Origin of the sequence: Polaribacter marinus (genome assembly GCF_022662535.1) — a bacterium.
GTDB lineage: Bacteria > Bacteroidota > Bacteroidia > Flavobacteriales > Flavobacteriaceae > Polaribacter > Polaribacter marinus.
Window position 1 is genome coordinate 292,430 of sequence record NZ_JAKQYM010000002.1, and the last position, 25,382, is coordinate 317,811.

Below are 25,382 nucleotides of genomic sequence, written 5' to 3' on the forward strand. Positions count from 1 at the left end.
AGAGCTCAAACAATTGCTACAATCAGGGGTAAACCTGTTTGCTAACTTTTAGCAATTTAATTAACTTATCAGTACCAAAACTGGCAACATCTTTAATAATCGTTAAATTATTAAAACTACTTTTAGAAACAGCTGGTTTTGGATCTATAAAATAAATAGGCGTGTTGGGTTTTATATAATTTATCAAACTTGCTGCTGGGTATACTTGCATAGAAGTTCCTATTATTACTAGAATATCAGCTTTTTTAGTGATTTCAATGGCTTTGTCTAACATAGGAACTGCTTCTCCAAACCAAACAATATGTGGTCTTAATTGACTGTTCTTTTTGCATAAATCTCCCAAAATTAAATCTTTTTTCCAATCTAAAATAATAGATTTATCTACAGTACTTCTTGCTTTTAAAAGTTCTCCATGTAAGTGTATAATGTTATTACTACCAGCTCTTTCGTGTAAATCATCTACATTTTGTGTAATAATTTTTACATCAAAGCTAGTTTCTAATTTGGCTAAATTAAAATGCGCCTTATTGGGTAAAACTTCTAATAATTGCTTTCTTCTTTGATTGTAAAATTCTAAAACTAATTCAGGATTACCATGAAACCCTTCTGGTGTAGCAACTTCCATTACATTATGTCCTTCCCACAAACCATCTGCATCCCTAAATGTTTTTAAACCACTTTCGGCAGAAATACCTGCTCCTGTTAAAACAACTAATTTTTTCATCGATAGCTAAAATAATAATTTTATGTTTGTGTTTATGATTGACAAAGAACTTTTAGAATATTTTGAAAAATATTTAACAGATAAAAGAAAATCACTTTTTAAAAGAGTTTTAGAGGATAGAACAAGACATTTTACAGTAGTTTTAGAAGATATCTTTCAAGCTCATAATGCAAGTGCGGTTGTAAGAACTTGTGATATTTTTGGAGTGCAAGACGTGCATGCTATAGAAAATAAATATACAAATAAGGTTTCTAGACATGTTGCCAAAGGTTCTCAAAAGTGGTTGAATCAGTATCGATATAGAGCCGATGGAGATAATACAAAAATGTGTTTAGATCATTTAAAATTGAAAGGTTATCAAATTATTGCAACAACACCCCATAACGATTCTTGTTTGTTACAAGATTTTGATATTACAAAAAAAACAGCTTTTGTTTTTGGTGTAGAAAAAGAGGGTGTTTCTGATTATGTAAAAGAACAAGCAGATGGCTTTTTAAAAATACCAATGGTTGGTTTTACAGAGAGTTTAAATATTTCTGTGGCAGCAGCAATTATTTTACAAGATGTAACAACAAAACTTAGAAGTTCTCAGGTTAATTGGCAATTATCTAATGAAGAAAAGGAAATTCTCTATTTTGATTGGGTTAAGAAAACGATTAAAAATGTAGATAAAATAGAAGAACATTATCTTAAGAATAGAAATTTAAAATAATTCTAAAAATCATAAATTTCTAATTGAAGAAGAATATTAAAAGTGTTTTACTTTACAATTACTTTTTCAATAGTAGCTGTAGAGTCACATCTTTTAACTAATAAACTTACTTTTTCTAATTCTTTTTTTCCGGTTATAAAATACGCTGCACAAGGCTTTTGTCTAGGACTACCTTTTCCAAAATCAACATCACCATTATTTAAAATAGTAGCAATTGTTGTTGAGTCTAAATGATATTGCAACATGGATTGTTTAGCTTCTTCGGAAAAAATACGTTTTCTAATTCTAATGGTTTTTAAAGTTCTTGCATCCATTCCGTAATCAAAGGTTGCATTTTTCTTTTGCCAAAAAAAGTAAACCCCAATAGAGCTAAGTGAAACACCAATTAAATAATAACCTATTCTTTTTAATAATTGCATTGTAGAAAATTAGAGTGCAAATTTAGTTTTTTTAAAGAGAAAATCAATTTATAAAATCAACAAATTAATATCTCTAAATGGTAAATCAAACCAATCTGCAACGGTTCTGTTGGTAAGGATTCCATGGTAAAAATACATTCCGTTTCGTAAACTTTTATCAAAACGCGCTGTATTTTCAAAACCACCTTCTTCGGCAATATTTAATAAATAAGGTGTAAAAATATTACTAATAGAAACAGAAGCAGTTCTTGCATAACGGGCTGGAATATTAGGAACACAATAATGTATCACTCCATGTTTTACAAAGGTTGGTGTATTGTGTGTAGTTACATTGGAAGTTTCAAAGCACCCCCCTCTGTCTATACTAACATCCACAATAATTGCACCTTCTTTCATTTTTTCTACAATAGCTTCTGTACCTACAATTGGCGATCTATTTTTACCTCTAATAGCTCCAATAGCAACATCGCAACGCATTAAGGCTTTTGCAACTGATTTTGGCTGTAAAGTAGAAGTGTAAATTGGAGCATTAAGAGCATTTTGTAATTTTCTTAATTTGGTTATAGAATTATCAAAAACTTTTACTCTTGCACCTAATCCTATTGCGGTTTTAGCAGCAAATTCACCAACTGTTCCTGCGCCAAAAATAACAACGCTTGAAGGTGGGACACCACTAATATTACCCAATAATAAACCGTTTCCTTTATTAACTCCACTCATTAATTCGCCTGCAATTAGTACAGATGCTGTACCAGCAATTTCACTTAAAGATTTTACAATAGGATAAGAATTATGCTCATCTTTTATATAATCGAAAGCAATGGCTGTAATTCTCTTTTTTGCTAAACATTCAAAATATTTTTTACTTTGTGTTTTTAATTGCAAAGAAGAAATTAAAATAGCTTGCGGATTTATATATACGATTTCTTCTTCTGTCGGAGGAGCAACTTTTAATACAATATTGCATTTAAAAGCTTCTTCAATATTGTAAGAAATTTTGGCACCTGCTTCAGAATATTCTTTGTCTGTATAGTTTGCTCCATCTCCAGCGCCTGTTTCTACAACAATTCTATGTCCGTTAGCAGTTAAAGCACCTACAGCATCAGGAGTTAAACAAACACGTTTTTCACCTAAATAAGACTCTTTTGGTAAGCCAATAAATAATTCTCCTTTATGCTTTTTTATTTCTAACATTTCTTCTTGAGGAAGTAATTCTTCTTTACTAAATGGAGAATATGAACTCATAAGTTTTATTTTAGTTGAATATTTCGCTGACCATTATCTAATACAGCTAAATGTATTTGTACAGCATCTAAAGGTAGTAAATTTTCTATGTTTTCTGGCCATTCAACCAAACACCAATTATTAGTATCAAAATATTCTTCTATCCCCATATCTAGCGCTTCTTCTTCGTTTTCAATTCTGTAAAAATCAAAATGAAAAACGCTTTCATTTTTAGATGTTTTATATTCATTAACGAGCGAAAAGGTAGGAGAGGAGATATTATCTATAACACCTAATTGCTTACAAATTTCTTTAATAAGTGTTGTCTTTCCAACCCCCATTTGACCGTGAAACAATAAAATTTTATTTTCTACCGATGAAATAAGTTCCGTAGCAACTTCAGATAAGTTTTCTAAAGAATAGTTTTTGTTCATAAAGGCAAAAATATAAAAAGTATTTAGTATTCAGTTACAGTTTACAATCAATAATATATAAAGTTAATGAAGACTTAAAACAAATAATATATTTGTTATATTTTATCAGATAAAATAAAAAGCCTAACAAGTATTAAAAAATGATCAGACTTTTTTATATTAATTTCCGTTGGCAAACAAGTTTAGCCCAGATTGAAACGACATCCTTTTTGCTTTTTCAGCAAAAAGATATAGTGTAAAGCTGGAAATAGCTTCAAAAATAAATGTATTGATGAAACTGAAAACTGTGACTACTTACTGCCAGCTAAATACGGGCTACTTTTTTACTTTGGACTATAAACAGCACAAGGGATAATCATTTCTTCTAAAGAAACTCCACCATGTTGATAGGTGTTTTTATAGTATTTTACAAAATGATTAAAGTTGTTTGGATAGGCAAAAAACAAATCTTCTTTAGCAAAAATAAACGGACTATTCATTGCTACAGTTGGTAAAAATATGTCTTTAGGATTTCTAACAGCATACACATCTTTTTCTTCGTAAGATAAGCTTCTTCCGGTTTTGTAACGCAAGTTTGCACTAATGTTTTTATCACCAATTACTTTTGTTGGATGCTTGCAATTAATGGTTCCGTGATCTGTAGTAATTATTAATTTTTGACCTAATTGTTGTGCTTTTTGAATGATTTCAAATAAGGGAGAATTTTTAAACCAACTTAGGGTTAAACTTCTATAGGCTTTGTCATCTCCAGCCAATTCTTTAATAACTTCCATTTCTGTTTTAGAATGCGATAACATATCTACAAAATTGTACACAACAGCAGTTAAATCATTTTGTTTTGTTCCGTTGTAATTGTCTGCTAAATCTTTACCGTTTTTTAGGTTGGTAATTTTATAATACTCGTGTTTGATATCTAAACCTAATCGTTTTATTTGTGCCGATAAAAAATCGTTTTCATATAAGTTCATTCCGCCTTCATCAGTATCGTTTTTCCAAAAATTTGGGTGTCGTTTTTCCATTTCAGAAGGCATTAATCCAGAAAAAATAGCATTTCTAGCATATTGTGTAGCAGTTGGTAGTATAGAGAAGTAAGAATATTCTTGCTCTTTTTTATAATAATTATTTATAAAAGGTTCTAAAATTTTGTATTGATCGTAACGTAAATTATCAATAACAACCCATAAAACTCCTTGCTCTTTACTTAAATTAGGTACTACATAATCTTTAAAAAGTGTATGAGAAAAGGTAGGCTTATCATGTGAGGTTAAAAAGTCTTGATAATTTTTTTTGATGAATTTAAAAAACTGACTATTAGCTTCTTGTTTTTGACTTTCTAAGATACCTAACATTCCAGGATCGCTAATGTTTTCTAGTTCTAATTCCCAGTGAATTAGTTTTTTATAAAGTTCAATCCAATCTTCATAAGAATTTACCATGGCTAAATCCATAGAAATTTTTCGAAACTCTTGTTGGTAATTAGAAGTTGTTTTTTCAGAAACTAATCTAGAGTTATCTAGGTTTTTTTTCAAGCTTAATAAAATCTGATTTGGATTTACAGGTTTAATTAAATAATCAGCAATTTTAGAACCAATTGCTTCTTCCATAATATATTCTTCTTCGCTTTTGGTAATCATTACCACAGGTAGATTTGCTTGTTTTTGTTTAATTTCTGCTAACGTATCTAAACCTGTTAAACCAGGCATGTTTTCATCTAAAAAAACAATATCGAAATTCTTTTCATCAACTAAATCAATTGCATCAGCACCATTTGTACAGGTTGTAACTTTATAATCTTTACGTTCTAAAAAAAGAATGTGTGGCTTTAATAATTCTATTTCATCATCAACCCATAAAATTTGTATGCTATTCATATATTTTTTTGATTTTAATCTCTAACGTTAAAATTAACCAATTCTTATCTTTTTTGAAGTTTTAAAATGATAAAATATTGCCAAAAAAAATAATGTTCGTACTTTGCAGTAGATTGATAAAATTTTATTTCTTGAAAAAAAAAACACCTAACAAACTAAAGATTTTAAATGATCCAATTTATGGATTTATTCAAATACCCAATACTTTAATTTTTGATATTATAGAACATCCTTATTTTCAACGATTAAGAAGAATTACACAAATGGGATTTTCTAATTTGGTGTATCCTGGAGCAAATCACACACGTTTTCATCATGCTATTGGTTGTATGCATTTAATGCAAAAAGCTGTGAGGGTTTTGCGTTTTAAGCAGGTTGAAATTTCTAAAGAAGAAGAAAATGCACTTTATATAGCTATTTTATTACATGATATTGGTCATGGTGCCTATTCTCATGCCTTAGAACACAGTATTGTTAGTGGTATTTCTCATGAAGAGATTTCATTAAAATTTATGCAAAAGTTAAATGATGAGTTTGACGGTAAACTAAGTTTGGCAATAGAAATTTTTGAAGGAAATCATAGCCGTAAATTTTTAGGTCAGTTAATTTCAAGTCAATTAGACATTGATAGATTAGATTATTTAAAAAGAGACAGTTTTTATACAGGTGTTACCGAAGGAAATATATCATCAGATAGGTTAATTGCCATGATGAATGTGAAAGAAGATGTATTAGTAATTGAACAAAAAGGAATTTATTCTGTAGAAAAATTCTTAATAGCTAGAAGGCTGATGTATTGGCAAGTGTATTTACATAAAACGGGTTTGGTTGCAGAAAACATGTTGGTGAATGTTTTAAAAAGAGCTAAAGAATTAGCTGTAGAAGGTGTAGAGCTTTTTGCAAACTCTTCTTTAAAATACTTTTTATATCATCAAATTTCGAAAGAGAATTTTACATTAGAAACATTAAATATGTTCTCTAAATTAGATGATTATGATATATTATCTGCCATAAAAGAATGGACAAACCACAGTGATATAATATTGTCGTTATTATCTAAAATGATTGTAGATAGAAAATTATTGCGAATAGAAATTCAAATGGAAAAGTTTGGTGAAAGTTATATCAATAAAAAACGAAATAAAGTTGCTAAAAAACTAAATTTATCACTCAATGAAGTAGATTACTTTATCTTTAATAAAGAAATAAGAAACCAAGCATATAATTCTAATGAGCCCATTTTAATTTTAAATAAAAAAGGAAAACTAAAAGATATTGCAAAAGCATCAGATCAATTAAATTTACAAGCGTTAACAAATCCAGTGATAAAACATTTTATTTGTTATCCAAAGTAGTTTCAAATTAGCCCAATCCCTATAATTTTTATATTTTTGCATTTAATGAAATTTACAGCCCAACAAATAGCAGATATTTTAGAAGGAGATGTTGTAGGTAATCCTGATGAAGAAGTTTCTAAATTATCTAAAATAGAGGAAGGAAAAAAGGGTTCTTTAACTTTTTTATCTAACCCAAAATATAATAGTTTTTTATATAAAACAAATGCTTCTGTTACTATAGTTGATAGGACTTTAGTGTTAGAAAAAGAAATTAAAACTACCTTGATAAAAGTAGATAATGCATATAAATCTTTTTCTAAGTTATTAGAGTTTTATAACGAAGTAAAAAACAACAAAACCGGTAGAGAAGTTCCTCATTTTATTTCTGATTCTGCAAAAATTGGAGAAAATGAATATATAGGAGCTTTTGCTTATATTGGAGAAAATGTAAGTATAGGTAATAATGTAAAAATCTATCCAAATTCTTATATTGGTGATAATACAGTAATTGGAGACAATTGTATTCTCTTTTCTGGAGTAAAAATATACTCAGAATCTCAAATAGGAAATAATTGCAAAATACATTCTGGAGTTATAATTGGTTCAGATGGTTTTGGTTTTGCTCCTGATGAAAATGGCGAGTATAAGGCAATACCGCAAATAGGAAATGTAATTATAGAAGATAATGTAGATATAGGTGCTGCATCTACAATAGATAGAGCTACTTTAGGATCTACAATTATTAGAAAAGGTGTAAAACTTGATAATCAAATTCAAGTTGCACATAATGTAGAAATTGGAGAAAACACTGTTATAGCTTCACAGACAGGTATTGCAGGTTCTGCAAAAATTGGAAGTAATTGTATGATTGGAGGTCAAGTAGGTATTTCTGGGCATTTAAAAATAGGTGATAATGTAAAAATATTAGCGCAAGCTGGTATTTCTAAAAATATAAAAAACAATGAAATTGTTAATGGTTCTCCTGCATATAAAGTAGCAGATTTTAACAAGAGCTATGTATATTTTAAAAATTTTCCAAAAATAGTATCTAAAATAGATAATATAGTTAAAGAGTTGAAGGCTCAAAATAATATTATAAATGAGTAAGAAACAAAAAACAATACAAAAAGAAGTAACTTTATCTGGTGTTGGATTACATACAGGTAATAATGTAACAATGATATTAAAACCAGCTCCCGTAAATCATGGTTTTGCATTTATTCGTGTAGATTTAGAAGGTGCTCCAACAATAGAAGCAAACGCTGACTATGTTGTAAATACTCAAAGAGGAACTAATCTTGAGAAAAATGGAGTGCAAATTCAAACTTCAGAACATGTTTTAGCAGCAGCAGTTGGTTTAGATATAGATAACTTATTAATAGAAATAGATTCGTCTGAGCCACCAATAATGGATGGATCTTCAAAATATTTTGTAAAAGCTTTAGAAGAAGCTGGTATTGAAGAACAAGATGCAGAAATAGAAGAATATATTGTTAAAGAAATTATTTCTTATAAAGATGAAGTTACTGGAAGCGAAATTATTTTAATGCCTTCAGATAAATATGAGGTAACTACAATGGTAGATTTTGGTACTAAAATTTTAGGAACTCAAAATGCTACTTTAGAAAGAATGTCTGATTTTAAATCTGAAATAGCTGATGCAAGAACTTTTAGTTTTTTGCATGAAATAGAAATGTTATTAGAAAACGATTTAATTAAAGGTGGAGATTTAAATAATGCTATTGTTTATGTTGATAAAGAGTTATCAGAAAGTACAATGCAAAAATTAAAAAAAGCTTTTAATAAAGATGACATTAAAGTTAAATCTAATGGTATTTTAGATAACTTAGAATTACATTGGGCAAATGAAGCTGCACGTCATAAATTATTAGACGTAATTGGAGATTTAGCTTTGGTTGGTAAGCGCATTAGAGGTAAAGTTATTGCAAATAAACCCGGTCATCTAGTAAATACACAATTTGCAAAAAAATTATCAAAAATTATTAAATTAGAAAAGAGGAATAATGTTCCTCAATACGATTTAAACCAACAACCCTTAATGGATATTCATCAAATTATGGATATTCTTCCGCATAGACCTCCATTTTTATTGGTTGATAGAATTTTAGAACTTTCAGACAAGCATGTTGTGGGGATGAAAAATGTAACAATGAATGAAAATTTCTTTGTAGGTCATTTTCCAGGAGCTCCAGTAATGCCCGGTGTTTTACAAGTAGAAGCCATGGCACAGTGTGGTGGTATTTTAGTTTTAAGTACAGTACCAGATCCTGAAAACTATTTGACATATTTTATGAAAATGAATAATGTTAAATTTAAACAAAAAGTTTTACCAGGAGACACACTAATTTTTAAATGTGAACTAATTACAGCTATTAGAAGAGGGATTTGCCATATGCAAGCTTATGCTTATGCTAATGGTAGATTAGTTGCAGAAGCTGAATTAATGGCACAAATTGCTAGAAAAAAATAACTTATGAATCAACCCTTAGCTTATGTACATCCTCAAGCAAAAATTGCTAGAAATGTAGTAATAGAACCGTTTACAACAATTCACAATAACGTAACAATTGGTTCTGGAACTTGGATTGGTTCTAACGTAACAATTATGGAAGGTGCAAGAATTGGAAAAGATTGTAGAATTTTTCCTGGTTCAGTAATATCAGCAATTCCTCAAGATTTAAAGTTTGATGACGAAGAAACAACTGTGGTTATTGGAGATAATGTAACAATCAGGGAATGTGTTACAATTAATAGAGGAACTTCAGACAGAATGAAAACTGTTATAGGTAATAATTGTTTGATAATGGCTTACTGCCATATTGCACATGACTCTTTTGTTGGTGACAATTGTATTTTTTCAAACAATTCAACTTTAGCTGGTCATGTAACAATTGGAGAGAATGTAGTTTTGGCCGGTATGGTTGCAGTGCATCAATTTGCTTCTGTAGGGAAGCATGCATTTGTTACTGGTGGATCTTTAGTTAGAAAAGATGTACCACCTTATGTAAAAGCTGCAAGAGAGCCTTTATCTTATGTAGGTATTAATTCTGTTGGATTAAGAAGAAGAGGATTTAGTGCAGAAAAAATTAGAGAAATACAAGATATATATAGAATTTTATTTCAAAAAAATTACAATAATTCTCAAGCAATAGATATTATAGAAGCTGAAATGGAAGCAACCCCAGAACGAGATGAAATCGTTCAATTTATAAAAGATTCCCATAGAGGAATAATGAAAGGATATTTTAAAGCAAATTAAAGAAATGGCAACAACATCAGATATTAGAAACGGATTGTGTATTAGATACAATAATGATATTTATAAAATCACAGAATTTTTACATGTAAAACCAGGAAAAGGTCCTGCTTTTGTAAGAACAAAATTAAAAAGTGTTACAAACGGAAAAGTTATCGATAATACTTTCCCTGCTGGAAGAAAAATTGAAGATGTTCGTGTAGAAACTCATAAATTTCAATATTTATATAATGATGGAGAGTTTTATCATTTTATGAATGAACAAGATTATTCTCAAATACGTTTGTTAGAAGCTGCTTTAGATAATCCTGGATTGATGAAAGAGGGAGAAATTGTTACTATAATTATCAATTCTGAAGACAATATGCCTCTATCAGTAGATTTACCTGCAAGTGTTATTTTAGAAGTAACACATACAGAACCAGGAGTTAAAGGTAATACTGCTACAAATGCAACAAAACCGGCAACTGTTGAAACTGGTGCAACTGTAAATGTCCCTTTATTTATAAATGAAGGAGATAAAATTAAGGTAGAAACAACTAAAGGAACTTACCAAGAAAGAATTAAAGAATAAATTTAATTTTGAAAAAATTGTTTGAAATGAAAAAAAGTATTGTTTTAATTTTATTTACGGTATTATCATTTTCTTCTTGTAAAAAAATTATTGAGTCTGCTAGTTCTGTAGGAAAAGATAATATTAACGTAGAAGATTTAAAAGCTGTTCATGTAAATAATGAATATTCTTTATCTGTTCCAGATTATATGACAGAACTCAAATCTCTTCATGATGAAGCTTCTTTTGAGTATGCAAATATTTTTAAAGAAACCTATACCGTAGTTTTAGATGAAAGTAAACAAGAATTTATTGATACTTTTAAAGAAATAGAAATGTATAATGATTCTATATCAGCTTTAGATAATTATACAAATATTCAATTACAAAGTTTTCAAGAAAATATCACAGACTTAAAAGTCAAGCCTCTAGACAATAAAATAAAAAATTTAGATTCTAAACAATATGAGTTTCACGGTAAAGTAGACGATTTAGAAATTGCTTATTTGATTGGGTTTATAGAAGGTAAAGACAAAATGTTTATGATTATGTCTTGGACAATGGATAACAGATATAATAAATATAAAGATACTTTTAAATTGATTCAAGGATCTTTTAAATTTTTATAAAAAGTTGAAATTTTCAAAACCACAAACCTTACTTCAAATAGCTACACTCTTAGGAGTTGATTACGTTGGAGCTGAAACTTTTCAAGTTTTAGGAATTAATGAAATTCATGTTGTAGAAATAGGAGACATTGTTTTTGTTGATCACCCAAAGTATTATGACAAAGCCTTAAATTCTGCGGCAACAACTATTTTAATTAATAAAGAAGTAACATGTCCTAAGGGTAAATCACTTTTAATTTCAGATGATCCTTTTCGCGATTTTAATAAGATTACAAAACATTTTAATCCATTTATAGCTTCTAAAGTTAGCATCTCTGAAAGCGCTGTTATTGGTGAAGGTACAGTCATCCAACCAAATGTATTTATAGGAAATAATGTTTCAATTGGTAAAAATTGTATCATTCATCCTAATGTTACTATTTATGACAATTGTGTTATAGGAAATAATGTAACAATACATGCAAATACTGTTTTAGGAGCAGATGCTTTTTATTATAAAAATAGACCCGAAGGATTTGATAAATTGATTTCTGGAGGTAGAGTAGTGTTAAAAGATCATGTAGATTTAGGTGCCTCGTGTACAATAGATAAAGGTGTAACTGGAGATACAACAATTGGAAAAGGAACAAAGATTGACAATCAGGTTCATGTTGGTCATGACACCATTATTGGTGAAAAATGTCTAATTGCCTCACAAACAGGTATTGCTGGTTGTGTTATTATTGAAGATGAAGTTACTATTTGGGGACAAGTTGGGACCAATAGTGGAATTACAATAGGAAAAGGAGCTATAATTCTAGGGCAAACAGGTGTCACAAAATCGGTTATTGGAGGAAAAAGTTATTTCGGAACTCCAATTTCAGAATCAAGAGAAAAACTAAAAGAATTAGCAGAAATAAAACGTTTTTTAAAAGACAGAAAGAAATCTTAATTTTCTTTTTTTAAATGACTCAAACAGTTATTTTTGCATAACAAATTAAAATTTAGAAACCAATGAGTGTTTTAGTAAATAAAAATTCAAAAATTATTGTTCAAGGTTTTACTGGTAGTGAAGGTACTTTTCATGCAGGTCAAATGATTGATTACGGAACCAACGTTGTTGGAGGTGTAACTCCAGGTAAAGGAGGTCAAGAACATTTAGGAAAACCAGTTTTTAATACAGTTGCAGAATCTGTAGAAAAAGTAGGAGCAGACACTTCAATTATTTTTGTACCACCAGCTTTTGCTGCCGATGCAATTATGGAAGCAGCAGATGCAGGAATTAAAGTTATTATCTGTATTACTGAAGGAATTCCTACTGCAGACATGGTAAAAGTTAAAGCATATATAGACAATAAAGACTGTAGATTAGTTGGTCCTAACTGTCCAGGAGTAATTACTCCAGATGAAGCTAAAGTTGGTATTATGCCAGGTTTTATCTTCAAGAAAGGAAGAGTTGGTATTGTTTCTAAATCAGGTACTTTAACATATGAAGCTGCAGATCAAGTTGTAAAACAAGGTTTTGGAATTACTACTGCAATTGGTATTGGAGGAGATCCAATTATTGGAACTACAACTAAAGAAGCTGTTGGATTATTGATGAATGACCCAGAAACTGAAGCAATTGTAATGATTGGAGAAATTGGTGGAAATTTAGAAGCAGAAGCTGCACAATGGATTAAAGCTGATGGAAATAGAAAACCAGTTGTTGGTTTTATCGCAGGACAAACTGCACCAGCAGGAAGAACAATGGGACATGCAGGAGCAATTGTTGGAGGTGCAGATGATACTGCCCAAGCAAAAATGAAAATTTTAGCAGAAAATGGAGTTCATGTTGTGAGCTCACCAGCTAAAATTGGAGAAATGGTAGCAAGTGTTTTAAAATAATATTTTAAAAACGAATAAATACATATAAAAATTCCCGTGAAAACGGGAATTTCTTTTTTATATTTGAATATCAACTAATACTATAATATGAAATTACTAGAAAATAAATCGGCTATAATTACAGGAGCAACTAGAGGAATTGGTAGAGGAATTGCAATAGAATTTGCAAAACAAGGTGCCAATGTTGCTTTTACTTATAGTTCTTCTGTAGAAGCTGCAAATGCTTTAGAAACAGAATTAAAAGCTTTAGGCGTTAAAGCTAAAGGTTATCAATCGAATGCTGCAAACTTTGATGCTGCACAACAATTGGCTAAAGATGTGTTAGAGGAATTTGGCTCAATTGATATTTTAGTAAACAATGCAGGAATTACAAAAGATAATTTATTAATGCGTATTTCTGAAGATGATTTTGATAAAGTTATTGAAGTAAATTTAAAATCTGTTTTTAATTTAACTAAAGCAGTAATTAGACCAATGATGAAACAAAGAGCTGGATCTATCATTAATATGAGTTCTGTTGTAGGTTTAAAGGGAAATGCTGGGCAAACTAACTATGCTGCTTCAAAAGCAGGAATTGTTGGTTTTTCAAAATCAGTAGCTTTAGAATTAGGTTCTAGAAATGTTAGAAGTAATGTTATTGCTCCTGGTTTTATAGAAACAGAAATGACTGGAAAATTAGATGAAGCAACTGTACAAAGTTGGAGAGATGCTATTCCTTTAAAAAGAGGAGGCTCTCCACAAGATATTGCAAATGCTTGTGTATTTTTAGCTTCTGATATGAGTTCGTATATTACAGGACAAACGCTGTCTGTTGATGGAGGAATGTTAACTTAAAAAAATAATTATTATGAAAAAGAATTTACTAATTATTGTATTGTTTTTAAATGCATCAATTTTGATGAGTCAAGATTGGTCAAGATATAAATATGAAGAACTAGGATTTATTGCTGATTTTCCTTCAGTTCCTGAAAAAAATGTTCAAAAAGTAGATACAGAAGTAGGACAGTTGGATATGCATATGATTATGGTTTCTAAAAAGGAAGGAGAAGATGATAATTTTGTATATTTATTAGTAAGATCCGACTATCCTAAAAGTCAATTTATAAACGCTACAAAGGAATACAACAAGGAAGTTTTGGATGGAGCTATTGCAGGTGCTGTTAAAAATATAAAAGGAAAAATATTATATGATAAAACAGTTAGATTTAATGGATATCCAGGTAGAGTTACCAAAATAAAAATTGATGGAGGGTATTTATACCTTAATTGTTATTTAGTAGATAATATAATGTTTATTTGTGAGGTAATTTGCCCAGTATCAAAAGATAATAACAAGAGTATCAGTCGTTTCATGGATTCTTTTGAAATTATAAAAACAAAGAATTAATAAACTATAAATAATATTGAAACCTGTAACAAATTAACGTTACAGGTTTTTTGTTTTTAAATAGTTCTTTATATCTTCACAATAAATAATAATCATTGCAAACAACTACAGTTTTATACATCATATTTGCCTTGTTACTGAGTCTTTCAGTAGCGTTTTTTCAATATTTTTATAAAGTAAAAAATCATTCTAAAATTAATATCTTACTCTTTGTTTTAAAAACACTGAGTTTCTTTTTATTGATTTTACTCTTTATAAATCCAAAAACAAAGAGTGTTGTATTAGAAAACACAAAACCAATTTTAACTGTTTTGGTTGATAATAGTGTGTCAATTCCATTTTTTAAAGAGGATAAAGAAATAAGAAATATTATTTATAACATTAAGAATAACAAAGAGTTAGTGTCTAAGTTTAACATAAAAGAATTTACATTTGGTAATTCTTTACAGGTATTAGATTTACTCTCTTTTACAGAAAAAGAAACAAATATTTCTAATGCTATCTTAACTGTAAATGAATTACACAAAGATAAAATTGCACCAATTATTTTACTTACAGATGGTAACCAAACTATTGGTAATGATTATGAATTTATCAACTCTAAACAGCCCGTATATCCCATCGTATTAGGTGACACAACTTTACATCAAGATTTAAAAATAAGCCAGTTAAATGTTAATAAATACAGTTATATTAAAAATAAGTTTCCTGTAGAGATTTTACTAAATTATGATGGGAATGAAACCGTAACCACTCAATTTTCAATTTATAGAAAAGGAAAAACGGTATTTACTGAAAAAGTAAAGTTTTCTGCTGATCAAAAATCTAAAACAATTATTGCTAATTTAATTTCAACAAAAGAAGGATTACAATATTATACTGCTTCAATTAAAAAAATTGAAGGAGAGAGAAATATAAAAAATAACACAAAAAAATTCTCAGTAGAAGTTATAGATGAACAAACAAAAGTATTGATATTAACATCTGTTTTACATCCAGATATTGGTACTTTTAAAAAGGCTATAGAAAGTAATAAACAACGTTCAGTAGATGTACTTTTAGTAGATGATTTTAAAAATCAAATAATTGATTATCAGTTGGTAATTCTATATCAACCCAACAATAAGTTTAATAGGGTTTTCTCTCAGTTAAAACAACAAAATAGTAATTATTTTGTGATAACAGGGGCAAATACAGATTGGAATTTTATTCATAAAAAACAACTAGGTTTTACTAAAAAAGCCATCAATCAGACAGAAAATTACGGAGCCATTTACAACGATTCTTTTTTAACATTTTTGCAAAAAAATATTGGTTTCAATCAGTTTGCGCCTTTAAAAGATAAATTCGGAGAAATAATTTTAACAAAAGAACATCAAACATTATTGTTTCAAAATCTAAATGGTGTACAAACAGAGCAACCATTATTAACCACTTTTGAACAAAATAATCAAAAATCTGCTGTATTATTTGGAGAAGGCATATGGAAATGGAGAGCGGCAAGTTTTTTAAGTTCTAACTCATTTCAAGAATTTGATGAATTTTTAGGAAACTTAGTTCAGTATTTAGCTTCAAATAAAAAAAGAAATCGATTAGAAGTAGTAACAAATACAATATACCCTGCAAATTCAACTATCAAAATTTCCGCTTTTTATACAGATAAAAATTATCAATTTGATGCAAGAGCATCTTTAGAAATTACTTTAACTAATGTAAATACCAAAGAAATTACAAAATTTCCATTTTCATTAATAAATAATTCATATCAAGTTGAAATTGAAAACCTTCCTTTTGGAAATTATACTTATAAAATTAATGTAAAAGGGCAGAATATTAATAAATACGGGCGTTTTTTTATCACTGATTATCAAGTTGAAGAACAGTTTACAAGTGCAAATCATAAAAAGTTATCGATACTAGCAGAAAAATCTGGAGGCAAGTTATATTATAAAAATAATACAGATAATTTATTAAAGGATTTATTAAGAAATAAGTCGTATCATATTACACAAAAATCTATTATAAAGCAGCAAAATTTAATAGACTGGAAATGGATCTTATTTATTGTTATTAGTTTATTTACAATAGAATGGTTTATCAGAAAGTATTATGGTAAAATTTAAAAAAGTAATTGTTATTCCTAGATTATCTTTACTAATAGTTGGAAATTTACAGAAGAAATAAAGAAAGAAAATATGAGATTTCACACAAGAAAATGGGTAAAGCCAGAAGATTTAAATCCAAATGGAACCTTATTTGGTGGTAGATTATTACAATGGATTGATGAAGAATTGGGTATTTATGCAATTATCCAACTAGAAATACCAAGAACTGTTACAAAATATATGTCTGAGATAGATTTTGTAAGCTCTGCAAAACAAGGTGATATTATAGAAATAGGAATGGATGTATTGGCCTTTGGAAATTCATCAATAACGCTAAAATGTACTGTTAGAAACAAACTTACACACAAAACAATTATTGATATCGATAAAATTGTGATGGTGTCTTTAGATGAAAACGGAGTACCTAAAAAACACGGAAAGACAGAAGTAGAATACGTTAAAGATAGATTGAAGTAGTTTTTATAAAAACCAGCAAAATTTAATTTTATATAATACTGCATCTTTTTATAAAATTATTTGTCTAATTAATAAAAGTTTATGACGAGTAATCATAGTCACCATCATCATCATGGAGCAACAGAAAATATAAAAACAGCATTTTTTCTAAACCTATTTTTTACAATTATAGAGTTTTTTGGAGGAATTTATACAAATAGTTTAGCTATTACATCAGATGCAATTCATGATTTAGGAGATAGTATCAGTCTAGGCATGGCTTGGTATTTTCAAAAGATATCTAATAAAAAGGCTACAAAAATATATTCTTATGGCTATAAGAGATTTTCTTTATTGGGGGCAATTATAAACTCTGTTATTTTATTAATAGGTTCCATTTTTATTATAAAAAATGCCATTCCTAGAATTATGCATCCGCAAGAATCAGATGCACAGGGAATGATGTGGTTTGCTGTTTTAGGAATAATTGTAAACGGAGCTGCAGTATTAAAACTAAAGAAAGGAAGTTCAATTAATGAACGTGTAGTATCATTACATATGCTAGAAGACGTTTTGGGGTGGGTAGCAGTACTTATTGCAAGTGTTATAATGCAATTTTGGTACCTACCAATTTTAGATCCTATTTTATCATTATTAATTGCTATATACATACTTTATAACGTTTTTAAAAATGGTAAAGAAAGTATTCGTATTATTTTACAAGGAACACCTTTATATATTTCTTCTGATAAACTTAAAAAGAAGATTTTAGAGTTTAAGGAAATTAAGAGTATACATGATTGTCATTTATGGAGTATGGATGGAGAGTATAACGTTTTAACAATGCATTTAATTGTAGATAGCACTATGACTTGGGCAGATATAAAATTGCTTAAAACAAAAGTTAAAACAATTTTACATGATGATTTTCATTTAGAACATATTACTTTAGAATTAGAATTGTCAAATGAAGATTGTGCTTATATTCACTGTAATTAAAATCTTTAATTGTAAATTTGATAAAAATAAAAAAACATAAAAATGGCAACAAGACAACCTGAATTTAATTTTCCTAAAGGCGGATTATTTTTTATTATTATAGCAGTAGCAGTAATTATTTTATTCTCTAAATCTACAGTAACTATTGGTCCTGGTGAAGGAGGAGTTATTTTTGAATCTTTAGGAGATGGTATAAATACAGAAAAAACATATAGTGAGGGGTTTCATATTGTAGCTCCTTGGAATCGTATGATTGTAAGAAAAGTACGTCAACAATCTATTTCTGATGAAATGAATGTGCTTTCTGTAAATGGATTAGAAGTTAAAGTAAATGGAACAATCTGGTACGAACCAGAGTTTTCTAATTTAGGAAAATTAATAAAAACCAAAGGAGAAGATTATGAGCGTGAATTGTTAGATCCTGCCATTAATGCTGCAGCAAGAAGTGTTGTTGGACGTTATACTCCAGAACAGTTATATTCTAGTAAAAGAGATGTAATAGAACAAGAAATTTTAGATGAAATTAAAATTGTTTTAAAAGACCAATATTTATTAGTTACAAGAGTTTTGGTAGAAGATGTGAAATTGCCAACAACAATTAGAACAGCTATTGAAACAAAGTTAAAGCAAGAGCAAGAATCATTAGAATATGAGTTTAGAATTGCTAAAGCAGAAAAAGAAGCTAAAAGACAAAAAATTGATGCAGAAGGGAAAGCTGTAGCAAATAAAATCTTAAGTGCTTCTTTAACGGATAAAATTCTACAAGAAAAAGGAATTAGTGCAACTTTAGAACTTTCTAAATCACCAAATAGTAAAGTAATTGTTATTGGATCTGGTAAATCAGGGATGCCAATTATTCTTGGTAATCAATAAAATAAAAACTTTATATCAATTTAAAAAATCCAGTTTATGCTGGATTTTTTTTTGTTATAAACACACCTAAAGTGTTGATATCTAAATCTGTAATTCATAAAATTTTGTTAAAGTAAAAATTTATTGTAACTAATTTAGGTTATCGGCGTCTTATAGATGTAATAAAAAATAATTATGAATACATTAAATATCAGTAAAGAAAATAAAAAGAATAATACAGTAGAAATTATTCAATCTAAAAGAGCCACTTGGAATACAAGAAGAAAGTATAACTACAAATACATCACAACTGTATTTTAGTTAATATTAGTTAGTTTTTAATAGTTGATTAAGGTCAGAAACATTGTTTCTGGCCTTTTTCAATTTTAACAAACTTTAGTTTTTAACAGGGATTTTGTTGCGTTCTATTTTTCCTTTTTTAAGCGCTTTATAATTTTCATAACAATCTAAAACAGCTTCAATCATTTGTAAATCAGAAGCTTTCTTAATAAAGTATTCAGAATAATTACAATCAGTTAGTAATTCAGAAAGTTCTTGTCTGTCCATTTCTAAATATTCCATCATTACTTCTCTATCAAATTTACCTGATAGCATTTTACGTAAATCGTCTTCTTTTTTAAGCTTCTTTAATTTTCTTAGTTGTTTAGGTTTTTTTCCAAAAAGATTATATAAAAAATCTACAGGTTGAAAAATTGCAGCAACTGGAGAAGAAAAATCTTTCCCTTTAGGTTTTCCAACTTCATAAGTTTGTGGAAGTCCATTTATATGAATTCTTGTATATCTATCTTTTGGTACTTGTTTTACATCAATTTCCAAAACACCAATTAATTTGGTAGATTTAATAACAACCTCTCTTATTTCTTCGGGTTTTTCATAAAGTGCAATTACCAATTCATTCCCTTTTAATAAGTCATTGGTAATTTTTAATTTAATAGAAGCAAAACCTAAATAAGAAACAAGAATTGTATCATTTGCTCTTGCAGGAAGTGTAAAAAAACCTCTATCGTTGGTAATGGTACCTACAACAGAATTTAAATTTAAAACATGAGCAGCACTTAAAGCTTTTTTGCTTTCTGCATGCACAATCTGACCTTTTAATTTTATAACAGGAATACTGTCATTTTGTGAGAATGCACTTAAACTTAAAAATAAGCACAAAATAAATAGATTTTTTTTCATCATAAATGCAAAATTAAGTATAAAACTTTTTAAAATGGTTAATTATTTGTGAAGAAGTTTATTTTAAAATACTATTATATATTCTTTATAATAGGTTCATTATTAGTTTAATAAATAATCAATTATTTTCTTTTTTATAAATTTACTTAAATTAATATTCTTTACTATAAAAATAATAGACATGAAAAAACGAATGATAATAGCAATAACTATGTTGCTTTTTACAGCAGTTAAGGCTCAAAAAGTAGTCAAAGAATATTACAATAACGGACAATTAAAAGCTATAGGTAAGCAGTATTCTGCAGAAGAAATAGTTTTTAAAAATAAACAAATGAATAAGTTGTATAAAGCAAGTACTTGGTTACAGCCAAAGCCACAAAAAGTTGGTGAATGGAAATGGTACTACGATAATGGAGAACTTAAGACAAAAGGTTTTTATTCAGAAGGAAAAAGAAAGGATAAAACGGTTTATACTTATAAGGATAAAAAGTGGGAAGAATATCTTTCTAATGGAAAATTAGCAAGTACAGGTTATTATAAAAAAGGTGATAAAGATGGAGTATGGGAGTACTTTTTGAAAAATGAAGTAAAATATTATAAAACTTTTAAAAGAAATAAAGAAAATGGAGAGTATAAATATTTTGATAAAGACAAAAATGTTAGGGCTATTGGATATTATATTAATAAAAAAAAGGATGGTAAATGGAAATTTTATAGTGAAAATGGGCTACTAATATTATTTGAAAACTATAAGGGTGGAAAACTAGTTGGAGATAGGGTAAGTTATTTTTCTAATGGTAAGCCAAAAGAATCTTCATTTTATATTAATGGGTTACAAGCAGGAGAAGTAAAGGCATATCATGAAAATGGGCAACTTTATACAGAAGCAAGATATGTTAACGGTGTTCATGTTGGAGAACAAAAATGGTATAAAGAAAATGGAGATTTAGATCGTTACGCTAAATATTATGGAGTTACAAAAAATGCCTCAAAAATTAGCAATGTCAAAGTGTTTGAAATATATAAATTTAAAAGAGATTCAAAACCAGAAACACATGTACATTTAAAATTTTCTAAAGTTAATCGTGGTTCAACTTTGGGGGAACCAGGTGCTTCAAGTGCTTTTTATCTAATTGATGATAAAGGAAAGAAATACAATTTAATTGGTCAAACTGGTTGGAAAGGAGATAAAGTCGAAGGATTTGGTTGGTTAAGTAAACCTATAAGAAACTTAAGTTTAAAACTTAAATTTGAAGAAGTTCCATTAGAGAATATAAAAACATTAAACTTAATTGAAGGTAATTGTACAGGTAGAAATTGTTGGCATATATACAATATTTTATCTTCAGATAGTACAGATAATTTAGAATCAGATCGATGTGTTTCTGGAGATTGTACAAATGGAAAGGGAACCTACAAATGGAATACAGGAGAAACTTATACAGGTGAGTTTAGATATGGTAAAAGAAATGGAAAAGGAACAAACATTTTTAAAAACGGAGATAAATATGTAGGGGAATTTAATAGGGATGAAATGCATGGTTATGGCGCAATTATGTATTTTAAAAATGGAGATAAGTTTCAAGGTACTTTTGAATATAATAAAATGGATTATGGTACATTAATTCTTAAAGATGGAACAATAAGAAAGGGAAATTGGAAGAACAAGAAGCAGGAAGGTAAAGGTGCTACTATTTTTAAAAATGGAGATGAATATAATGGAGAGTATAAAAAAGGATTGAAACACGGTTTTGGTGTTTTTAAGTGGAGTAATGGCGATATTTATAAAGGATTATGGAAAAATGATGTACGAGAAGGTAATGGAGTTTTTTCTCCAACCAATGGAGCTATTTATAAAGGGAAATGGAAAAATGATGAGCAAGAAGATGGAGTTACTTATTCTCATCCAAGTGAAAAGAAAAATATTTTAAATAGATACTTTAATGGAACAAAAGTACAAAAATATAGCTCTAGAGAAAAAAAACAAATAAAGAAAGAATCCTTCGAAAAAATAGTTTCATTATTAAAAAGAGCAACAGATTTATATGATAAAAAGTTGGTATTTGAAGCAGTTGATGATGCAAATTTTAAAATAGTGTTTAGCTCAATACATTCTGGATTTGGAATGAAATCTAAAAAATATTCTTTTTTAGATTTTAAAACTATAAAAGGGTTTTATGGAGATTATTGGGAGAGTGGTGAATTTAAATCAAATTTATTTTTTGATAATGGTTATATCATTAGAACTGATTATTTAAATACTGGTAATAGAGGGAAAGAAAAAAGAACATCTTCATTTGAAACATTTGAATTTTATTATGATAATAAAATTTTTGATGTCATCGAATTAGAGAATGAAATTGAAAGATTTATAAGAGTAAAGTAACAGTATTTCAAACGATTAAGAAATAGTCAATGCTATTTAAAAAGTAAGAAAATAAATAGAAAAGTGCGCACGAGAAGTGTACTTTTTATATTTTTGTTTTATTTGAAATTTTCAGTGAAATATAGTGATTACCTGTTTTATAAGGCTAAAGTAAGTGTTTTTGTTTTGAAAAGCTTATGTTGTTAGAGTTTATGATATTTTAAATTATATCTTTTTGTTGGCTAGATGTTGGCTAAAGTATTATTTTTGTAAAAATAAATTATAAATACCTATGGCTAGTATTAAATACTTAATTCAATCTGATAAAGAAGTTGTTCAGATATATATCCGTTTATCTATTGGTAGGGCTAAGTATTTTAAACGGAAGGTGGGTTTTACTTTGAAGTCAGTAGACTGGAATAAGCAAAAAGGAATGCCTAAATTAAATAATAACGGAAATAAAAAAATTGCATCTGACTTAAGAGGATTAACAACTTTTATATATGATGCATTAAATAATGCAGCTAGCAATGGTGAGCAAATTAATGGAGGTTGGCTAACTAGTCAAATTGATATTCATTTTAATAGAGTTCAAATTGTTGATTTAGATAAATTGCTTATTTACTGTAATAAGTTTATAAGTTCAATGAAGAAATCTGGTATTGCTTTAAATACAGTAAAAAAATATCAAACAACAATTAATAAAATAGAAGCTTTTGAGTTGGTTTCTAATAAAACTTTTTTAGTAAAAGATGTTAATATAAGTTTTGGAGAAAATTTTTTAAATTATTTGAGGGTAGATTGTAAATATCAAGACAATACAGCGTCAAGAATTATTGGTTATGTTAAAACAATTTGTTTTAATGCAGAGGTAAATGGTATTAGAGTTTCCCCACAGCTTAAAAAAATAAAAGGTTTAAAAACTGTAAAAATGCCATTTGTTTATTTGACGTTTGAAGAAATTGAGAAAATAAAAAATACTTTGTACGAAAATCCATTACATCAAGTAGTTGCTGATTGGTTGATTATTTCTTGTTATACTGGGCAACGTATTTCTGACCTATTGAGAATGAACTCTAGTATGATAATTAAAGAGCAAGGGTTTGAGTTTATATATTTAACGCAAGTTAAAACTAAAAGTATTGTTCAAATTCCAATTGATAAAAATGTTAAGGAAATTTTAAATAAATATAAAGGTGAATTCCCGCCAAGAGTTTCTAAGCATGATCACAGTAATATGGTTATGTATAACAGAATCTTAAAAAAAGTATGTAAAACAGCAGGGATTGTTGAAATTGTAAAAGGGAATCTTTATAACGAAGAAACTGAACGAATGGAAGTAGGTATGTATCCAAAAAATTTACTTATTAGTAGTCATGTTGGAAGACGTTCTTACGCTTCAAATTTCTTTGGTAAAATCCCTACGCCTTTATTAATGAATATAACAGGACATTCTAGCGAATCTATGTTTATGAAATATATACACAAAACTTCTAGTGATATGTCTATTCAATTGGCAAAAATATTAAGTGCATCAAATATTAAATGATTTTAAACTACAGAGAGTTTTGTTAAGAAATGTTATTATGTAAAATCAAAAAGCTCATCTAATGTTACGTTGAAAATTTTAGCAAATTTTAATATTGTAGAAAGTTTAGGTTCTTGTAATCCTTTCTCGTACTTCCTTATATTTTCGCGGTCGATTCCTATAGCAGCACCAACATCCATTTGAGACATATTATTATCATGTCTTAATTCTTTAATTTTAATGCCAAATCTTATTACCTCTATAGGAATAGGATTTTTTCTTATTCTTGCCATCTTACAAATTTGGACATTTGTCACGGTTCAAAAGGGATTGCAAACGAGGGGTTGTTTGCTCGCATTGTGTTATATTTGTAGAAAACTATTTATTACTTAAATTATATTAAAGTAATATATCTAATTTTTTTAAAAAAAAAGTAATGAAAGATGTCTTAAAAATATTTCTCTTTGTGGTTATGATTATAACAGTTTTTACATTTTTCTCTGGACCTGAGAATAAGTATGGTAATCCTATTTTTAAATATGCTAAAACAAGTTTAAATGTCCGAAAATACCCAGAACTTGAAGCGGAAGTTTTAAGAGTGCTTAAACCTAATGAAAGAGTTATTGTTTATGATTCAGTTGTAAAAGGTTTTGCTTTAATTCTAAATAAGGACAGTACCAAATATGGATGGGCTTCTAAAAACTATCTACAGAATAATAAATTGAATAAAACCCAACTTCAAAATATTAGTAAGCATCAAGAAAAAGTTCGTGAGGATAATGTGAAAATAAAAAAGGAAAAGGAGAAAAATAGAATTCCATCTATGTTTGTAAGTGATGCAAAGTATTATGCTCATGAGAGCGTTTTGAAATTGTTGAAATCACCTTCAACTGCTGATTTTGGCTTGTGGGATGAAAAGGCTATTAAATGGAATGATGGTGAATACTATGGATACACAATAAAAGGTTATGTTGATTCTCAAAATGGATTTGGGGCTACTATTAGAACAAACTATATTGTAAATATTGGTAAAAATAGAAAAGGTAAAATTGCTTCAAGTACTCCAGTTTTTCATTAATTTTCTCTTTGTTGTCTAATAAATACCCATATTTAAACACGAGAATACATTATTATTGGATATGAAATCCCTTATATCCGGTAGTAATTTCATCTATTAGACTTCTATTTGTATTCTTTTTAATAGTGTACTTGGCTAATATTTATTATTTGCCTGCAAATACTGTTTATAGAACATTTAAGAAACCTGTTGCTTGTTTTAACCTATGTAGTTTGTAAATGTAATTTAACCTCTTATCTGCAATTATATAACGTTTTATGTTGCATTAGTTAGCTATGCCTAAATGTTTAACAATAGTCAATTTTAAAGGATAATTAGTATCACATTAATAAAGTTCAATGGTATAGCTAAATTAATAAGCTTTTG

Annotated in this window: 26 protein-coding genes; 19 read left to right on the forward strand and 7 right to left on the reverse strand. The window is 28.3% G+C overall.

Translation table 11 applies throughout. The annotated features are described in order from the left end of the window. Nucleotides 1–22 precede the first annotated feature (22 nt). Complete coding sequence (locus tag MC378_RS04530; RefSeq protein WP_242177536.1) at nucleotides 23–724, reverse strand: SIR2 family NAD-dependent protein deacylase; 702 nt, start codon at nucleotides 722–724, stop codon at nucleotides 23–25. A gap of 34 nt (nucleotides 725–758) precedes the next feature. Here MC378_RS04530 and MC378_RS04535 point away from each other — a divergent pair, with 34 nt between their 5' ends. Further along, nucleotides 759–1,436, forward strand: a complete 678-nt coding sequence (locus tag MC378_RS04535) for a TrmH family RNA methyltransferase (protein ID WP_242177537.1) — start codon at nucleotides 759–761, stop codon at nucleotides 1,434–1,436. Between the two features lie 47 nt (nucleotides 1,437–1,483). Here the strand turns inward: MC378_RS04535 and MC378_RS04540 are convergent, their stop codons facing one another. The 4 genes from MC378_RS04540 to porX form a co-directional block, all read right to left on the reverse strand. Then, nucleotides 1,484–1,855, reverse strand: a complete 372-nt coding sequence (locus tag MC378_RS04540) for a DUF4258 domain-containing protein (protein ID WP_242177538.1) — start codon at nucleotides 1,853–1,855, stop codon at nucleotides 1,484–1,486. 48 nt (nucleotides 1,856–1,903) lie between these two features. After that, a complete protein-coding gene (locus MC378_RS04545) occupies nucleotides 1,904–3,100 on the reverse strand; it encodes an alanine dehydrogenase (RefSeq protein ID WP_242177539.1) in 1,197 nt (398 codons plus the stop codon). Nucleotides 3,101–3,105: 5 nt separating this feature from the next. After that, complete coding sequence (gene tsaE, locus MC378_RS04550; protein ID WP_242177540.1) at nucleotides 3,106–3,513, reverse strand: tRNA (adenosine(37)-N6)-threonylcarbamoyltransferase complex ATPase subunit type 1 TsaE; 408 nt, start codon at nucleotides 3,511–3,513, stop codon at nucleotides 3,106–3,108. Between the two features lie 323 nt (nucleotides 3,514–3,836). Continuing rightward, on the reverse strand, nucleotides 3,837–5,384 hold the full coding sequence (gene porX, locus MC378_RS04555; RefSeq protein WP_242177541.1) for a T9SS response regulator signal transducer PorX: 1,548 nt from the start codon (nucleotides 5,382–5,384) through the stop codon (nucleotides 3,837–3,839). Nucleotides 5,385–5,476: 92 nt separating this feature from the next. Between porX and MC378_RS04560 the strand changes: the two genes are divergently transcribed. From MC378_RS04560 to MC378_RS15360, 15 genes are all read left to right on the forward strand, one after another. Further along, on the forward strand, nucleotides 5,477–6,739 hold the full coding sequence (locus tag MC378_RS04560) for an HD domain-containing protein (protein WP_242177542.1): 1,263 nt from the start codon (nucleotides 5,477–5,479) through the stop codon (nucleotides 6,737–6,739). Between the two features lie 45 nt (nucleotides 6,740–6,784). Continuing rightward, nucleotides 6,785–7,828, forward strand: coding sequence for a UDP-3-O-(3-hydroxymyristoyl)glucosamine N-acyltransferase (gene lpxD / locus MC378_RS04565; RefSeq protein WP_242177543.1), 1,044 nt, complete (start codon nucleotides 6,785–6,787; stop codon nucleotides 7,826–7,828). Further along, nucleotides 7,821–9,212 (forward strand): bifunctional UDP-3-O-[3-hydroxymyristoyl] N-acetylglucosamine deacetylase/3-hydroxyacyl-ACP dehydratase, encoded by a 1,392-nt coding sequence (locus MC378_RS04570; RefSeq protein ID WP_242177544.1) that lies wholly within the window; start codon nucleotides 7,821–7,823, stop codon nucleotides 9,210–9,212. The genes lpxD and MC378_RS04570 overlap by 8 nt, the downstream gene beginning before the upstream one ends. Before the next feature lie 3 nt (nucleotides 9,213–9,215). Next, complete coding sequence (lpxA, locus tag MC378_RS04575) at nucleotides 9,216–10,001, forward strand: acyl-ACP--UDP-N-acetylglucosamine O-acyltransferase (RefSeq protein WP_242177545.1); 786 nt, start codon at nucleotides 9,216–9,218, stop codon at nucleotides 9,999–10,001. A 4-nt stretch (nucleotides 10,002–10,005) separates the two neighbouring features. Continuing rightward, entirely contained in the window at nucleotides 10,006–10,572 is a 567-nt protein-coding gene (gene efp, locus MC378_RS04580; protein WP_242177546.1) for an elongation factor P, read from the forward strand. A 26-nt stretch (nucleotides 10,573–10,598) separates the two neighbouring features. Next, the gene (locus tag MC378_RS04585; protein WP_242177547.1) at nucleotides 10,599–11,180 is read left to right on the forward strand and encodes a hypothetical protein; all 582 of its coding nucleotides are present in this window, start codon (nucleotides 10,599–10,601) and stop codon (nucleotides 11,178–11,180) included. Between the two features lie 4 nt (nucleotides 11,181–11,184). Next, nucleotides 11,185–12,111 (forward strand): UDP-3-O-(3-hydroxymyristoyl)glucosamine N-acyltransferase, encoded by a 927-nt coding sequence (locus tag MC378_RS04590; RefSeq protein WP_242177548.1) that lies wholly within the window; start codon nucleotides 11,185–11,187, stop codon nucleotides 12,109–12,111. Nucleotides 12,112–12,173: 62 nt separating this feature from the next. Continuing rightward, the gene (sucD, locus tag MC378_RS04595; RefSeq protein ID WP_242177549.1) at nucleotides 12,174–13,046 is read left to right on the forward strand and encodes a succinate--CoA ligase subunit alpha; all 873 of its coding nucleotides are present in this window, start codon (nucleotides 12,174–12,176) and stop codon (nucleotides 13,044–13,046) included. An 87-nt stretch (nucleotides 13,047–13,133) separates the two neighbouring features. Beyond that, nucleotides 13,134–13,880 (forward strand): 3-oxoacyl-[acyl-carrier-protein] reductase, encoded by a 747-nt coding sequence (gene fabG / locus MC378_RS04600; RefSeq protein WP_242177550.1) that lies wholly within the window; start codon nucleotides 13,134–13,136, stop codon nucleotides 13,878–13,880. Between the two features lie 13 nt (nucleotides 13,881–13,893). Beyond that, nucleotides 13,894–14,433 (forward strand): hypothetical protein, encoded by a 540-nt coding sequence (locus MC378_RS04605; protein WP_242177551.1) that lies wholly within the window; start codon nucleotides 13,894–13,896, stop codon nucleotides 14,431–14,433. Between the two features lie 95 nt (nucleotides 14,434–14,528). Beyond that, nucleotides 14,529–16,556 carry a VWA domain-containing protein gene (locus MC378_RS04610; protein WP_242177552.1) on the forward strand — a complete coding sequence of 676 codons (2,028 nt, stop codon included), beginning with the start codon at nucleotides 14,529–14,531 and terminating at the stop codon, nucleotides 16,554–16,556. Between the two features lie 72 nt (nucleotides 16,557–16,628). Then, entirely contained in the window at nucleotides 16,629–17,015 is a 387-nt protein-coding gene (locus MC378_RS04615; RefSeq protein ID WP_242177553.1) for an acyl-CoA thioesterase, read from the forward strand. Nucleotides 17,016–17,096: 81 nt separating this feature from the next. Next, complete coding sequence (locus MC378_RS04620; RefSeq protein ID WP_242177554.1) at nucleotides 17,097–17,993, forward strand: cation diffusion facilitator family transporter; 897 nt, start codon at nucleotides 17,097–17,099, stop codon at nucleotides 17,991–17,993. A gap of 42 nt (nucleotides 17,994–18,035) precedes the next feature. Continuing rightward, nucleotides 18,036–18,866: a prohibitin family protein gene (locus MC378_RS04625; protein ID WP_242177555.1), complete on the forward strand. Its 831-nt coding sequence runs from the start codon at nucleotides 18,036–18,038 to the stop codon at nucleotides 18,864–18,866. Between the two features lie 174 nt (nucleotides 18,867–19,040). Continuing rightward, nucleotides 19,041–19,166, forward strand: coding sequence for a hypothetical protein (locus MC378_RS15360; protein ID WP_274704101.1), 126 nt, complete (start codon nucleotides 19,041–19,043; stop codon nucleotides 19,164–19,166). 75 nt (nucleotides 19,167–19,241) lie between these two features. Here MC378_RS15360 and MC378_RS04630 read toward each other — a convergent pair whose 3' ends face one another. Then, nucleotides 19,242–20,048 (reverse strand): carboxypeptidase-like regulatory domain-containing protein, encoded by an 807-nt coding sequence (locus MC378_RS04630; protein ID WP_242177556.1) that lies wholly within the window; start codon nucleotides 20,046–20,048, stop codon nucleotides 19,242–19,244. A 190-nt stretch (nucleotides 20,049–20,238) separates the two neighbouring features. On the opposite strand from MC378_RS04630, the gene MC378_RS04635 reads away from it, so the two are divergent. After that, complete coding sequence (locus tag MC378_RS04635; RefSeq protein ID WP_242177557.1) at nucleotides 20,239–22,431, forward strand: hypothetical protein; 2,193 nt, start codon at nucleotides 20,239–20,241, stop codon at nucleotides 22,429–22,431. 271 nt (nucleotides 22,432–22,702) lie between these two features. Continuing rightward, entirely contained in the window at nucleotides 22,703–23,959 is a 1,257-nt protein-coding gene (locus tag MC378_RS04640) for a tyrosine-type recombinase/integrase (RefSeq protein WP_242177558.1), read from the forward strand. 35 nt (nucleotides 23,960–23,994) lie between these two features. On the opposite strand, the gene MC378_RS04645 is transcribed toward MC378_RS04640, so the two are convergent. After that, a complete protein-coding gene (locus tag MC378_RS04645; protein ID WP_242177559.1) occupies nucleotides 23,995–24,231 on the reverse strand; it encodes a helix-turn-helix domain-containing protein in 237 nt (78 codons plus the stop codon). Between the two features lie 143 nt (nucleotides 24,232–24,374). Here MC378_RS04645 and MC378_RS04650 point away from each other — a divergent pair, with 143 nt between their 5' ends. Continuing rightward, complete coding sequence (locus MC378_RS04650) at nucleotides 24,375–25,016, forward strand: SH3 domain-containing protein (RefSeq protein WP_242177560.1); 642 nt, start codon at nucleotides 24,375–24,377, stop codon at nucleotides 25,014–25,016. Nucleotides 25,017–25,382 lie beyond the last annotated feature (366 nt).